A 13,336-nucleotide genomic window follows, 5' to 3' on the forward strand; every position below is an offset into this window, starting at 1 on the left:
CGGTGAGACTGTCGCGGTCGGCGCCCTGCTCGGACAGATCACCGATGGCGCCGCGCCGGCCAAGCCGGCTGCCGCTGCTCCGGCGAAGGCCGCTGCCCCCGCTGCTGCACCGGCTCCGGCGGCTCCGGCCCCCGCGGCTGCTCCCGCCGCCAAGGCTCCGCCATCCGACGCGCCGCTGGCCCCGTCGGTGCGCCGGCTGTCGACCGAGAGCGGCGTCGATGCCTCGACCGTGCCGGGTTCCGGCAAGGACGGCCGCGTCACCAAGGGCGACATGCTGGCGGCGATCGAGAAGGCGGCCTCCGCGCCGACCCCGGTCAGCCAGCCCGCCGCCGCCGTGCAGGTCCGTGCGCCATCGCCGGCCGACGATGCCGCGCGTGAAGAGCGGGTGAAGATGACCCGGCTGCGCCAGACCATCGCGCGCCGGCTCAAGGAAGTTCAGAACACCGCCGCGATGCTGACGACCTTCAACGAGGTCGACATGACCAACGTCATGGCGCTGCGCGCGCAATACAAGGACGTGTTCGAGAAGAAGCATGGCGCCAAGCTCGGCTTCATGGGCTTCTTCACCAAGGCCTGCGTTCAGGCCCTGAAGGACATCCCGGCGGTGAACGCCGAGATGGACGGCACCGACCTGATCTACAAGAACTACTACCACATCGGCGTCGCCGTCGGTACCGACAAGGGTCTCGTCGTCCCGGTGGTGCGCGACTGCGACGAGAAATCGATCGCCGACATCGAGAAGAGCATCGTCGACTACGGCAAGCGTGCCCGCGATGGTCAGCTCAAGATCGACGAAATGCAGGGCGGCACTTTCACGATCACCAATGGCGGCATCTACGGTTCGCTGATGTCGACCCCGATCCTGAACGCGCCGCAGTCCGGCATTCTCGGCATGCACAAGATCCAGGAACGTCCGGTGGTGATCGGCGGCAAGATCGAAGTCCGCCCGATGATGTATCTGGCGCTGAGCTACGATCACCGCGTGATCGACGGCAAGGAAGCGGTGACCTTCCTGGTCCGCGTCAAGGAGAGCCTGGAAGATCCCGCGCGTCTCGTGCTGGATCTCTGAGACTGGAGTAAGTGCCGGCGGCGCGTCCCTGCGCGCCGCCGCTGACCTTGGGGGAAACGATGCCGCCGATGCCGACCGAGATCACGGTGCTGGGCTGGAGCGTGGTGCTGCTGATCGTGCAGATGTTCCTCGCCTCGATCCCGACCACGATGGAGCTCGGCGGCGATTACCAGGCCGGCCCGCGCGATGAGCCGCGGAGCCCGAAGGGGCGGTTCGCCGGCCGCGCGTCCCGCGCCTTCCGCAATCTCCTCGAGACCTACCCGGCCTTTATCGGCATTGCTTTGGCACTGGCGATCACCGGCAAGACCGGCGGTTACGCCGCCACGGCGTCGGTGGTCTGGCTGATCGCCCGCGCGTTGTATGCGCCGCTCTACATCATCGAAATTCCGTTCGCCCGCAGCATCGTCTGGTTCGTCGCGCTGCTGGCGTTGATCGCCATGCTGATCCGTCTGCTGAGCTGAGGAGCGCATGACCGACCGCGTCGTCATCATCACCGGCGGCAGCCGCGGCATCGGCCGGGCCACCGCGCTCGGCTGCGCCAAACGCGGCTTCAAAGTCGTGGTCGGCTACGCCAGCAACGAAGCCGCGGCGCGCGAAGTCGTCACGGAGATCGAAGCCTGCAACGGCAAGGCGATCGCGGTGAAATGCGACGTCGGCAGCGAGGCCGACATTCTCGCCTTGTTCGCCGCCGCGGACGCCTTCGGACCGCTCGGCGCGCTGGTCAACAATGCCGGCATCGTCGGCCCGACGTCGCGCGTCGACGAGATGTCGGCCGAACGCATCCAGCGCATGATGGCGGTGAACGTCACCGGCAGCATCCTGTGCGCGCGCGAGGCGGTGAAGCGGATGTCGACGCGCCACGGCGGCCAGGGCGGCGTCATCGTCAATCTGTCGTCGGTCGCGGCCAAACTCGGCTCGCCAAATACTTACGTCGACTACGCCGCGTCGAAGGGCGCGGTGGATTCCTTCACGGTCGGGCTCGGCCACGAAGTCGCGGGCGAAGGAATCCGTGTCGCCGCGATCCGCCCTGGGCTGATCGATACCGACATCCATGCCTCCGGCGGCGATCCGGACCGCGCCCATCGGCTCAGCGTCAATGTGCCGATGAAGCGCGTCGGCCGCGCCGACGAAATCGCCAACGCCGTCGTCTGGCTGCTGTCGGACGAGGCCTCCTACGTCACCAGCGCCATTCTCGATGTCTCGGGCGGACGCTAATCGCCCCGGCGCCAACTAACAGGATTTGTTCTATGGCCTCCTACGATCTCGTCATCATCGGTACTGGCCCCGGCGGTTACGTCTGTGCGATCCGCGCGGCTCAGCTCGGCCTCAAGGTCGCGGTGGTCGAGAAGAACGCCACGCTCGGCGGCACCTGTCTGAACGTCGGCTGCATGCCGTCGAAGGCGCTGCTGCACGCCTCGGAGCTGTTCGAGGAGGCCGGGCACTCCTTCGCCAAAATGGGCATCGGTGTCTCGGCGCCGAAGCTCGATCTGCCGGCGATGATGAACTTCAAGCAGCAGGGCATCGACGGCAACGTCAAGGGTGTCGAGTTCCTGATGAAGAAGAACAAGATCGACGTGCTGGTCGGCAAGGGCAAGATCCTTGGTGCCGGCAAGCTCGAAGTCACCGGCGCCGACGGCAAGGCTCAAGCGGTCGAGGCCAAGTCGATCGTGATCGCTACCGGCTCGGCCGTCGCCCAGCTCAAGGGCATCGAAATCGACGAGAAGCGCGTTGTGTCGTCGACCGGCGCGCTGTCGCTCGACAAAGTCCCGGGCAAGCTGATCGTGGTGGGCGCCGGCGTGATCGGCCTCGAGCTCGGCTCGGTGTGGCGTCGGCTCGGCGCGGAAGTCACCGTGGTGGAATTCCTCGACCGTATCCTGCCTGGGATGGACGGCGAGATCTGCAAGCAGTTCCAGCGCATTCTCGAGAAGCAGGGCTTCGCGTTCAAGCTCGGCGCCAAGGTCACCGGCGTCGACAGCTCCGGCGCTCAGCTCAAGGTCAACGTCGAGGCGGCGGCGGGCGGCAATGCCGAAACGCTCGAGGCCGATGTGGTTCTGGTCGCGATCGGCCGCGTGCCCTACACGGAGGGGCTCGGCCTGAAGGAAGCCGGCGTGGCGCTCGACGAGCGCGGCCGCGTGGTGATCGACGATCACTTCGCCACCACGGTGAAGGGCGTTTATGCGATCGGCGACGTGGTGCGTGGTCCGATGCTGGCCCACAAGGCCGAAGACGAAGGCGTTGCGGTGGCCGAGCTGATCGCCGGCAAGGCCGGCCATGTGAACTACGAGGTGATCCCGGGCGTCGTGTACACCACGCCGGAAGTCTCCTCGGTCGGCCGCACCGAGGAGGACCTCAAGCAGGCCGGCATCGCCTACAGCGTCGGCAAATTCCCGTTCACCGCCAACGGACGCTCCAAGGTCAACCAGACCACCGACGGCTTCGTGAAGATCCTCGCCGACGCCAAGACCGACCGCGTGCTCGGCGTTCACATCATCGGCCGCGAGGCCGGCGAGATGATCCATGAGGCAGCTGTGCTGATGGAGTTCGGCGGTTCGGCCGAGGATCTGGCCCGCACCTGCCACGCCCATCCGACCCGCTCCGAGGCCGTCAAGGAAGCCGCGCTTGCGGTCGGAAAACGCGCCATCCATATGTGACTTTCGCATCCAGCCTGCCCGGCGCCCGCGTCGGGCAGGAGCGTGAGACACATGAAACGCCGTCTGCTGCAGCCGCTCTGGTTCATCCTCGCCGTCCTGTTTCTGATCGAGGCGTGGCTGTGGGAGCATCTCGAGCCCTGGGTCGCCCGGATCGTCGCGGCGATCCCGCTGCGCGCCATCAAGGCGTGGACGGCCGAGCGAGTCGCGCATCTGTCGCCACCGGTGGCGCTGGTCGTCTTCGTGGTGCCGCTGATCCCGCTGTACCCGTTCAAGCTGTTCGCGCTGTGGCTGATCGCCACTGAACATTTCGTCGCCGGCATCGCGGCGTTCGCGCTGGCGCAGTTCGTCGGCCTCGGCCTGATCGCCTTCATCTTCGACGTCACCAAGCCGAAGCTGATGCAGATGCCTTGGTTCGTGCGGGTCTATGAGTTCGTGCTGAGGGTGAAGGCGAAGGCGCACGAGGTCGTGGCCCCGGCGATGGCGCGGATCCGCGCGCAACTCCGCGCCTTCGTCGGCGAGGGCGACGGCCCGATCAAGCGCCTGCTGCGCAAAGCGATGCAATTCCGCAAGCGAATCCGCGCGGCGCGCTGAGCGGGGGCAGCGCGCCGGCAGTTTCAGACTAGAACAGATGCACCGCGTGCGGTGCCAGCAGGCCGATCGCCGTGAAGGCGAGGCCGCCGATCGTCAGGAAGCCGGCGATCCAGGCCAGTGCGATCATGCCGGTGATGATCGTCGCCGACGCCAGCACGATGCCGATCTGGAAAGCGGCCGAAGCCAGCTCGTAGTGATGATAGCGCGCCTGGGCTAGGTCACGATCATGCTCGGCGTGCTTGGCACGTTCGGCGAGCTGCTCGGAGCCTTCGCCGGTGTCCGGCTCGGAGCGGTAGCGCTGCGCGGTCTTCTGCCATTCCTCGATCTGCTTCTGCAACGCGGCCTTGGCGGCTTCGTCGCCGACCGTGCTCATGCTGAGCCGCGCCTCTTCTGATACCGTCTGTACCACGGTGCGGCGGATGCTCTTGGCCTGGAAGAACGCCCACAGATTCGACGCTTCGACATTCTTGGCGAGCGATTCGGTTTGTGCAGCTTTTCCGAGCGTTTCGGAGAAGGCGAGAAACAGCGCCATCACCGAGATCAGCAGCGCGATCTTCTTGTTCGAGCCTGATGCATGCTCGGCGTGTTCGGCATGCTCCATGCTCTCGTGCGCGCCCATGGGCGTCTCCTGTCATCGCTTTGTCACGCCCCGGCGCGGGGCTGGTGATCATCAGATCAGGAACTTGTCAGTTGGAAGGCAAAGCGGGTCAAGCCCGGCAATTGGCTGCTAACAACTTCGCCGGCTTATCTCGTTCAGCTTTGCTCTACGCGCGCGGGTGGGCGCTCGCATAGACGTCGAGTAGTCGCTCGGTATCGATGCCGGTATAGACCTGTGTGGTCGACAGCGAGGCGTGGCCGAGCAATTCCTGAATGGCCCGCAGGTCGCCGCCGCGGCTGAGCAGATGCGTCGCAAAGGAGTGGCGCAGCGCATGCGGCGTCGCGCTGTCGGGCAGGCCGAGCGCGCCACGCAGCCGCTCCATCGCCAGCTGAATGATGCGCGGGCTGAGCGGACCGCCGCGCGCGCCGACGAACATCGGGCCGTCGGCCGGCAGCGAATGCGGGCAGGCCGCGGCGTAGTCTGCGATCTGCGCCAGCACGCCCGGCAGCACCGGCACCATCCGGGTCTTGTTGCCCTTGCCGAGCACGATCAGCGTATCGCCCTTGCCGGGCGCCGGCACGTCGCGGCGCTTCAGCCCGAGCGCCTCGGAAATGCGCAGACCCGAGCCGTACAGCAGCGCCATCACGGCGGCGTCGCGCACGAGCACCCAGGTCTCGCGATCCTCGCCGGCGCGTTCATCGGCGTCGGCGAGCCGCTTGGCGGCGGCGATCTGGATCGGCTTCGGCAGGCTCTTCTTGATCTTCGGCGCCCGCACCGCGGCGAGTGCGCCGACCCGGCCCTTGCCCTCGCGTTCGAGGAAGCGGCCGAACGAGCGCAGCCCGGCCAGCGCCCGCATCAGCGAGCGGCCGGCGATGTCATCGGCCCGCCGCGCCGCCATGAAGGCGCGGACATCGGTCGCCTCCAGCCGCGCGAATCGGCCGAGCGTGACCTCGCCGCCCCAATGCCCGGCGAGAAAGATCAGGAACTGCCGCAGATCGCGCGCATAGGCCTCCAGCGTCTTGCCCGACAGCCGCCGCTCCGCGCGCAGATGCGCCAGCCACTTCGCCATCTCGGCGGTGAGATCGGCGGCGGCGCAGTCGAGTTCGAGCGGAGGAGGGGCGGGCTGTGATTTGGGCATGTGATTCTGTCGACTAAGACGGGACCCTGGCCGTCATTGCGAGCGCAGCGAAGCAATCCAGGAGCCTCGCAACGTGGTGTGGATTGCTTCGTCGCTGCGCTCCTCGCAATGACGGGGAGAGGGTGCCGCCAGCATAACTGATTTCCTTTCCCATTGATGAAAGCCGGCTTTGGCGGCACACCGGGGCGATGGACGACTCTCGAACCAGCCCGGCCTCGCCCTCCGCGATGCGCGTCGTCGACGTGCAGGTGCCGGTTGCGGTCGATCAGGCCTATTCGTACCGCGTGCCGCGCGGGCTTGAGCTGAAGCCGGGCGACGTCGTCGGGGTGCCGCTCGGGCCGCGCGAGGTGCTGGGCGTGGTATGGGCCGAAAACCCCAATCCCGATCCGCGGCTGCACAACCGCCTCAAGGACGTCTCCGAAAAGCTCGACGTGCCGCCGCTGCGCGAGGAGCTGCGACGGATGGTCGACTGGGTTGCCAATTACACGCTGTCGCCGCGCGGCCAGGTCCTGCGCATGACGCTGCGAATGGGCGAACTCGGCCCGGAGCGGCAGCGTATGGGCGTACGGCTGGTCGGACCGTCGCCGCAGCGCATGACGCCGGCGCGGCGGCGGCTGCTCGAGATTCTGTCCGACGGACTGCTGCACGGCAAATCCGACGTCGCCAAGGAAGCCGGCGTCAGCCCCGGCGTGATCGACGGGCTGGTCGACGAAGGCACGCTGAGCGTCGAGGCGATGCCGCGCGAGCCGGCGGCGCCGCTGCCCGATCCGGATTTCGCGCCGGCGGACTTTTCGCCCGACCAGGCGAAGGCGGCCGAGACGATGCGCGAGCTGGTCAAAGCCGGCGGCGGCTTCCAGGCGGCGCTGCTCGACGGCGTCACCGGCTCGGGCAAGACAGAGGTGTATTTCGAGGCGGTTGCGGACGTGATCCGGCAAGGGCGGCAGACGCTGATCCTGATGCCCGAGATCGCGCTGACTGGGCAGTTCCTCGATCGTTTCGCACGGCGCTTCGGTGTCCGGCCGCTCGAATGGCATTCGGAGCTGACGCCGCGTACCCGCGCCCGCAACTGGGCGGCGATTGCGGCCGGCGAGGCGCGCGTCGTGGTCGGCGCGCGCTCGGCGCTGTTTCTGCCTTATGCCGATCTCGGCCTGATCATCGTCGATGAGGAGCACGACCAAGCCTACAAGCAGGAAGATGGCGCGCATTATCATGCGCGTGACATGGCTGTGGTGCGCGCGTCGATCGCCAAGATTCCCATCGTGCTGGCGTCGGCAACGCCGTCGGTCGAGACCGAGGTCAACGCCCGCAAGGGCCGCTATCAGCGCATTCCGCTGCCGTCGCGATTCGGCGGCCAGCACATGCCGCAGATCGAGGCCATCGACTTGCGACGCGCGCCGCCGATGCGCGGCCGCTTCATCTCGCCGGTGCTGGCCGAGCAGATCGGCCACGCCATCGAGAAGCGTGAACAGGCGCTGCTGTTTCTCAACCGCCGCGGCTACGCGCCGCTGACGCTGTGCCGGGCCTGCGGCCATCGCTTCGCCTGCACGATCTGCGACGCCTGGCTGGTCGATCACCGCTTCCGGCAGCGGCTGGTGTGCCATCACTGCGGCTTCTCGATGCCGCGGCCGCATCTGTGCCCGCATTGCGGAGCCGAGGAAACGCTGGTGGCGGTCGGCCCCGGCGTCGAGCGGCTGCAGGAGGAAGCGGCCAGCCTGTTTCCGAACGCCCGCACCATGGTGCTGTCGAGCGACCTGATCACGTCGATCGAGACCATGCGGTCGGAGCTCAACGAAATCGCCGAAGGCCGGGTCGACATCATCATCGGCACGCAGCTGGTGGCCAAGGGCCATAATTTTCCACGGCTCAATCTGGTCGGCGTCGTCGATGCCGATCTCGGCCTCAGCAATGGCGACCCGCGCGCCGCCGAGCGCACCTTCCAGCTGCTCAATCAGGTGATCGGCCGCGCCGGCCGCGAGCAGGGCCGCGGCGTCGGCTTCCTGCAGACGCATCAGCCGGAGCATCCGGTGATGAAGGCCCTGGTCGCGTGCGACCGCGAAGCCTTCTATGCGAGTGAAATCGATATCCGCGAGCGCACGCTGTATCCGCCGTTCGGCCGGCTCGCGAGCCTGATCATCTCGGCCGGCGATCGGCCGACCGCCGAAGGTTTTGCCCGCAAGCTCGCCGGCTGCGCGCCGGTCGACGAGCGCGTCCAGGTGCTGGGCCCGGCCGAAGCGCCGCTCGCGGTGATCAAAGGGCGCTATCGATTCCGGTTGCTGGTGAAGTCGGCACGCGCGTTCGATCTGTCGAACTACTTGCGTTCATGGCTGACGCAGGGACCGAAGACCACGGGAAATCTCAAGCTCGAAGTCGACGTCGATCCGCAAAGCTTCCTGTAGTCTTGCTGAGGTCCTTACGGTCGAAACCTTTTCGATCGGGCGACGTTACTTCAGCAAGCCACAAGCGAAAAGCGCTGCGGCGCGGGCACAAAAGCAAAGGCCTGCCGTCATTGCTGACAGCAGGCCAGATCGGCGCGCGACGACCGCGGCACTTCCGACAGTTCTGTGTTTCTTGAAGGTGGGGAAGCGGACCGCTTCGGCGGTTACATCACTTCCGCAACGACCCGGCCGACTCCGCGGCTGGTCAGGCCGATCGCGCGCGCAGCGCCGGTCGACAGGTCGAGCACCCGGCCGCGAATGAAGGGGCCGCGATCGTTGATGGTGACGACGACACTCCGGCCGCCATGGGTGACGCGCAGCTTGGTGCCGAACGGCAGGCTGCGATGGGCGGCCGTCATGGCGCCCGCATTGAAGCGCTGACCCGACGCAGTGCGGCTGCCGGACTCGCTGCCGTAGTAAGACGCCATGCCGGAGAACGTGCGGCCGCCGCTCGATCCGAGCGAGGCGTTGGCATCGCGCCAGTCGTTCTGCGCGTGATGGCGATGATGATGGCTGTGGCTGTGGTGATGATGATGGCGCTTCGAGCGCGCCGAGGCTTCGGTGGTGACAGCCCCGCTGATCAAAACTGTAGCGGCAATCAAGGCGACTGCCGTACGCGGCCGGGAGACGATCCCCGGCGGAGACTTCTTCATATCAGTCATTAATGTAAGCCCTCAGTATTGCCACGCGCGCGGCAAGTGGAACCCCCGTCCCGTTTACGATGGTGCAGCGTTCGCTGCGTAATAAGGCAAGAAATTGACCAACGGTCGAATCGTTTCTCGCCTGAAATAACTTTTGAAGCGATGCGGCGGATCAAAATGTCAGGGATTGCGTTCTGCGGAAAATCGACCTACGACTTTCTATACATGGGAATACTAAAGACGTAAGTCTTTGTTAGCGCTACTTGAACGCGCAGAAGTCGAAGCCAAGATTTCGCATCCATTCGAGACGAGTGGTTCGCGACGAGGCCGGGCTTCTATCCGTCTCGCGGTGGTCGGGATCTTTGTCCGGAACCACCGCGCCGAATTCCGCCGCGCGACGCGGCCGTGCAGAACAAATGCGACAGACCGTCCGGACGTGGTGCGTCATGTTGCGCGCGTGCGCGCGCTATGTTAGCAAAGCCGCGATTTTAAAGGCCGCCGGCTCCGTCGTGCCGGTCAAAAATCCAAGTCCAGCTTGAATTCCAAGGGCTTAATCGGGGGCGCCGCGATGCGGCGACGGTTTTTCTCTTGGCAATTTGACAGCACAAAAGAGCGCGTCTGTGGCATCTGAAGATCCATCGGTTTCCGGAGTCTCTGGTCGTTACGCGACCGCCCTGTTTGAACTGGCCCGCGATGAGAAAGTCGTCGATGCGGTCACCGCGGATCTGGACAAGTTCAGCGCCCTGCTGAAGGAGAGCCCGGAGCTGGTGCGCCTGGTGCGCAGCCCGGTGTTCGGCGCGGATGTCCAGGGCAAGGCGCTCGGCGCCGTGCTCGACAAGGCCGGCGTCACCGGAATCAGCGCCAACTTCCTCAAGCTGCTCGCAGCCAATCGCCGGCTGTTCGCGGTGGCGGACGTGATCCGCGCCTATCGGGCGCTGGTGGCGAAGTTCAAGGGCGAGGCCACGGCCGACGTCACCGTCGCCGAAAACCTCAGCGACAAGAATCTCGAAGCGCTGAAGACCGCGCTGAAGTCGGTGACCGGCAAGGATGTCACCCTCAATATCAACGTCGATCCGGCGATCATCGGCGGGCTTGTGGTCAAGCTCGGCAGCCGCATGGTCGACAGTTCGATCCGCACCAAACTCAATTCGATCAAGCACGCGATGAAAGAGGCAGGCTGATGGACATCCGCGCCGCGGAAATTTCCGCGATCCTCAAGGACCAGATCAAGAACTTCGGACAGGAAGCCGAAGTCACCGAAGTCGGACAGGTGCTGTCCGTCGGTGACGGCATTGCCCGCGTCTATGGTCTGGACAACGTCCTCGCCGGCGAAATGGTCGAGTTCGAGAACGGCACGCGCGGCATGGCGCTGAACCTCGAAACCGACAACGTCGGCATCGTGATCTTCGGCGCCGACCGTGAGATCAAGGAAGGCCAGACCGTCAAGCGCACCCGTTCGATCGTGGACGCGCCGGTCGGCAAGGGTCTGCTCGGCCGCGTCGTCGACGCGTTGGGTAACCCGATCGACGGCAAGGGCCCGATCCAGTCGACCGAGCGCAAGCGCGTCGACGTCAAGGCTCCCGGCATCATCCCGCGCAAGTCGGTGAACGAGCCGATGGCGACCGGCCTCAAGGCGATCGACGCCCTGATCCCGGTCGGCCGTGGCCAGCGCGAGCTGATCATCGGCGACCGTCAGACCGGCAAGACCGCGATCGCGCTCGACACCATTCTGAACCAGAAGCCGCTGAACGTCGAAGGCGCGCCGGAAAGCCAGAAGCTGTACTGCGTTTACGTCGCGGTCGGCCAGAAGCGCTCCACCGTTGCCCAGTTCGTCAAGGTGCTCGAAGAGCAGGGTGCGCTGGAATACTCGATCGTCGTCGCCGCCACCGCGTCGGACCCGGCGCCGATGCAGTACATCGCGCCGTTCACCGGCTGCACGATGGGCGAATACTTCCGCGACAACGGCATGCACGCCGTGATCATCTATGACGATCTGTCCAAGCAGGCCGTCGCCTATCGCCAGATGTCGCTGCTGCTGCGTCGTCCGCCGGGCCGCGAAGCCTATCCGGGCGACGTGTTCTACCTGCACTCCCGCCTGCTCGAGCGCGCCGCGAAGCTGAACGACGATCACGGCGCCGGCTCGCTGACCGCTCTGCCGGTCATCGAAACCCAGGCCAACGACGTGTCGGCCTACATCCCGACCAACGTGATTTCGATCACCGACGGCCAGATCTTCCTGGAAACCGACCTGTTCTTCCAGGGCATCCGCCCGGCCGTGAACGTCGGTCTGTCGGTGTCGCGAGTCGGTTCGTCGGCGCAGACCAAGGCGATGAAGAAGGTCGCCGGCAAGATCAAGGGTGAGCTGGCGCAGTACCGCGAAATGGCGGCATTCGCGCAGTTCGGCTCCGACCTCGACGCCTCGACTCAGCGCCTGCTGAACCGCGGCTCGCGCCTCACCGAACTCCTGAAGCAGCCGCAGTTCTCGCCGCTGAAGATGGAAGAGCAGGTGGTGGTGATCTGGGCTGGCACCAACGGCTATCTCGACGCGCTGCCGCTGAACAAGGTGCGGGCGTTCGAAGACGGCCTGCTGTCGCTGCTGCGCGGCAAGGAGTCGGCGATCCTGGAAGCGATTCGCACCAGCCGCGACCTGTCGGACGACACCGCCGCCAAGCTCAAGGCGGTGGTCGAGAGCTACGCCAAGACCTTCGCCTGATGGCATGACGGCCGGCTTTGCGCCGGCCTTCTTGCCTGTCGCGAGAATTCAGTATCGTGGATGCCCGGGACGAGCCCGGGCATGACGAATGTGAGGTTTGCGGTCGGATTGTCGATCTGATCGTCGGGGTGGACTGAGAATGGCTTCACTTAAGGACATGCGCGTCCGCATCGCCTCGACCAAGGCGACGCAGAAGATCACCAAGGCGATGCAGATGGTCGCAGCGTCGAAGCTGCGCCGCGCCCAGACCGCGGCCGAAGCCGCGCGGCCCTCCGCCGAGACGATGGATGCGGTGATCTCGAACATCGCCGGCGCCGCGGCGGGCTCGCCCGGCGCACCGGTGCTGCTCGCCGGTACCGGCAAGGATCAGGTTCACCTGCTGCTGGTGTGCACCGGCGAGCGCGGCCTGTCCGGCGCGTTCAACTCCTCGATCGTCCGTCTGGCGCGCGAGCGCGCGCTGGCGCTGATGAACCAGGGCAAGGAAGTCAAATTCTTCTGCGTCGGCCGCAAGGGCTACGAGCAGCTGCGCCGCACCTTCGACAAGCAGATCATCGAGAACATCGAGCTGCGCTCGGTGCGTCAGCTCGGCTTCGTCAACGCCGAGGACATCGCCCGCAAGGTGATCGCCCGCTTCAACGCCGGCGAGTTCGACGTCTGTACGCTGTTCTACTCGCGCTTCAAGTCGGTGATCTCGCAGATCCCGACCGCCCAGCAGCTGATCCCGCTGGAAGTCGCCGCGCCCGCCGCCGGTGCGGTCGCCACCAACTACGAATACGAGCCGGAGGAGGACGAGATCCTCTCCAGCCTGCTGCCGCGCAACCTCGCGGTGCAGATCTTCCGGGCGCTGCTCGAAAACAACGCGTCGTTCTACGGCGCGCAGATGAGCGCGATGGACAACGCCACCCGCAACGCCGGCGACATGATCAGGAAGCAGACCCTGATCTACAACCGCACGCGTCAGGCGATGATCACCAAGGAACTGATCGAGATCATCTCGGGCGCCGAGGCGATCTAATCTTCAAGCTATCATCCGGTCGACGACCGTGATTTCGAATTCGGACTTCAGGGAGAGAGTTTAATGGCTACACCCGCCAATCAGACCGGACGCATCACCCAGGTCATCGGCGCCGTCGTCGACGTGCAGTTCGAAGGCCACCTGCCGGCCATTCTGAACGCGCTCGAGACCAAGAACGGCGACAACCGCCTGGTGCTCGAAGTCGCCCAGCATCTCGGTGAATCGACCGTCCGCACCATCGCGATGGACACCACCGAGGGTCTGGTCCGCGGCCAGGAAGTCACCGACACCGGCGCGCCGATCCGCGTTCCGGTCGGCGTCGGCACGCTCGGCCGCATCATGAACGTCATCGGCGAGCCGGTCGACGAACAGGGCCCGGTCGCCAACGAAGGCCTGCGCCCGATCCACGCGGAAGCGCCGACCTACACCGACCAGTCGACCGAAGCTGAAATTCTCGTCACCGGCATCAAGGTCGTCGACCTGCT

General features: G+C 65.9%; 12 protein-coding genes and 1 pseudogene. 10 read left to right on the forward strand and 3 right to left on the reverse strand.

The features are described from left to right. The 5 genes from odhB to ACOJTD_RS01145 form a co-directional block, all read left to right on the forward strand. On the forward strand, positions 1-1,069 hold a 1,069-nt coding region (gene odhB / locus ACOJTD_RS01125; protein WP_420131106.1), incomplete at its 5' end, for a 2-oxoglutarate dehydrogenase complex dihydrolipoyllysine-residue succinyltransferase. A 59-nt stretch (positions 1,070-1,128) separates the two neighbouring features. Next, positions 1,129-1,530 carry an MAPEG family protein gene (locus tag ACOJTD_RS01130; RefSeq protein ID WP_420131107.1) on the forward strand — a complete coding sequence of 134 codons (402 nt, stop codon included), beginning with the start codon at positions 1,129-1,131 and terminating at the stop codon, positions 1,528-1,530. 7 nt (positions 1,531-1,537) lie between these two features. Beyond that, positions 1,538-2,284, forward strand: a complete 747-nt coding sequence (locus tag ACOJTD_RS01135; RefSeq protein ID WP_420131108.1) for an SDR family oxidoreductase — start codon at positions 1,538-1,540, stop codon at positions 2,282-2,284. A gap of 32 nt (positions 2,285-2,316) precedes the next feature. Next, the gene (gene lpdA / locus ACOJTD_RS01140) at positions 2,317-3,720 is read left to right on the forward strand and encodes a dihydrolipoyl dehydrogenase (protein ID WP_420131109.1); all 1,404 of its coding nucleotides are present in this window, start codon (positions 2,317-2,319) and stop codon (positions 3,718-3,720) included. A 51-nt stretch (positions 3,721-3,771) separates the two neighbouring features. After that, positions 3,772-4,311, forward strand: a complete 540-nt coding sequence (locus ACOJTD_RS01145; RefSeq protein WP_420131110.1) for a hypothetical protein — start codon at positions 3,772-3,774, stop codon at positions 4,309-4,311. A gap of 28 nt (positions 4,312-4,339) precedes the next feature. On the opposite strand, the gene ACOJTD_RS01150 is transcribed toward ACOJTD_RS01145, so the two are convergent. Both ACOJTD_RS01150 and ACOJTD_RS01155 read right to left on the reverse strand, forming a co-directional pair. Then, positions 4,340-4,930, reverse strand: a complete 591-nt coding sequence (locus ACOJTD_RS01150; protein WP_420131111.1) for a DUF4337 domain-containing protein — start codon at positions 4,928-4,930, stop codon at positions 4,340-4,342. Positions 4,931-5,075: 145 nt separating this feature from the next. Then, complete coding sequence (locus tag ACOJTD_RS01155; RefSeq protein WP_420131112.1) at positions 5,076-6,047, reverse strand: tyrosine recombinase XerC; 972 nt, start codon at positions 6,045-6,047, stop codon at positions 5,076-5,078. A gap of 188 nt (positions 6,048-6,235) precedes the next feature. Between ACOJTD_RS01155 and ACOJTD_RS01160 the strand changes: the two genes are divergently transcribed. Further along, positions 6,236-8,443 carry a primosomal protein N' gene (locus ACOJTD_RS01160; RefSeq protein ID WP_420131113.1) on the forward strand — a complete coding sequence of 736 codons (2,208 nt, stop codon included), beginning with the start codon at positions 6,236-6,238 and terminating at the stop codon, positions 8,441-8,443. Between the two features lie 203 nt (positions 8,444-8,646). Here the strand turns inward: ACOJTD_RS01160 and ACOJTD_RS01165 are convergent, their stop codons facing one another. Further along, a complete protein-coding gene (locus ACOJTD_RS01165) occupies positions 8,647-9,144 on the reverse strand; it encodes a septal ring lytic transglycosylase RlpA family protein (protein ID WP_420131114.1) in 498 nt (165 codons plus the stop codon). A 599-nt stretch (positions 9,145-9,743) separates the two neighbouring features. Between ACOJTD_RS01165 and ACOJTD_RS01170 the strand changes: the two genes are divergently transcribed. The 4 genes and pseudogenes from ACOJTD_RS01170 to ACOJTD_RS01185 form a co-directional block, all read left to right on the forward strand. Then, positions 9,744-10,304 carry a F0F1 ATP synthase subunit delta gene (locus ACOJTD_RS01170; RefSeq protein WP_420131115.1) on the forward strand — a complete coding sequence of 187 codons (561 nt, stop codon included), beginning with the start codon at positions 9,744-9,746 and terminating at the stop codon, positions 10,302-10,304. Then, a complete protein-coding gene (gene atpA / locus ACOJTD_RS01175; protein WP_420131116.1) occupies positions 10,304-11,836 on the forward strand; it encodes a F0F1 ATP synthase subunit alpha in 1,533 nt (510 codons plus the stop codon). The genes ACOJTD_RS01170 and atpA overlap by 1 nt, the downstream gene beginning before the upstream one ends. A gap of 139 nt (positions 11,837-11,975) precedes the next feature. Then, entirely contained in the window at positions 11,976-12,851 is an 876-nt protein-coding gene (locus tag ACOJTD_RS01180) for a F0F1 ATP synthase subunit gamma (RefSeq protein WP_420131117.1), read from the forward strand. Between the two features lie 63 nt (positions 12,852-12,914). Further along, positions 12,915-13,336 (forward strand): annotated as a pseudogene (locus tag ACOJTD_RS01185) (F0F1 ATP synthase subunit beta); the annotation flags it as partial.

The sequence above is a fragment of the Rhodopseudomonas sp. genome, from assembly GCF_048594845.1.
In the GTDB taxonomy this organism is placed as follows: Bacteria; Pseudomonadota; Alphaproteobacteria; order Rhizobiales; family Xanthobacteraceae; genus Rhodopseudomonas.

What these genes read in the sequence shown, in the direction of transcription:
- ACOJTD_RS01135 (WP_420131108.1), top strand. Translation starts at nt 1,538, where the DNA reads ATGACCGACCGCGTCGTCATCATCACCGGCGGCAGCCGCGGCATCGGC.
- ACOJTD_RS01145 (WP_420131110.1), top strand. Translation starts at nt 3,772, where the DNA reads ATGAAACGCCGTCTGCTGCAGCCGCTCTGGTTCATCCTCGCCGTCCTG.
- atpA (WP_420131116.1), top strand. Translation starts at nt 10,304, where the DNA reads ATGGACATCCGCGCCGCGGAAATTTCCGCGATCCTCAAGGACCAGATC.
- ACOJTD_RS01165 (WP_420131114.1), bottom strand. Translation starts at nt 9,144, where the DNA reads ATGACTGATATGAAGAAGTCTCCGCCGGGGATCGTCTCCCGGCCGCGT.
- lpdA (WP_420131109.1), top strand. Translation starts at nt 2,317, where the DNA reads ATGGCCTCCTACGATCTCGTCATCATCGGTACTGGCCCCGGCGGTTAC.
- ACOJTD_RS01160 (WP_420131113.1), top strand. Translation starts at nt 6,236, where the DNA reads ATGGACGACTCTCGAACCAGCCCGGCCTCGCCCTCCGCGATGCGCGTC.
- ACOJTD_RS01155 (WP_420131112.1), bottom strand. Translation starts at nt 6,047, where the DNA reads ATGCCCAAATCACAGCCCGCCCCTCCTCCGCTCGAACTCGACTGCGCC.
- ACOJTD_RS01130 (WP_420131107.1), top strand. Translation starts at nt 1,129, where the DNA reads ATGCCGCCGATGCCGACCGAGATCACGGTGCTGGGCTGGAGCGTGGTG.
- ACOJTD_RS01180 (WP_420131117.1), top strand. Translation starts at nt 11,976, where the DNA reads ATGGCTTCACTTAAGGACATGCGCGTCCGCATCGCCTCGACCAAGGCG.
- ACOJTD_RS01150 (WP_420131111.1), bottom strand. Translation starts at nt 4,930, where the DNA reads ATGGGCGCGCACGAGAGCATGGAGCATGCCGAACACGCCGAGCATGCA.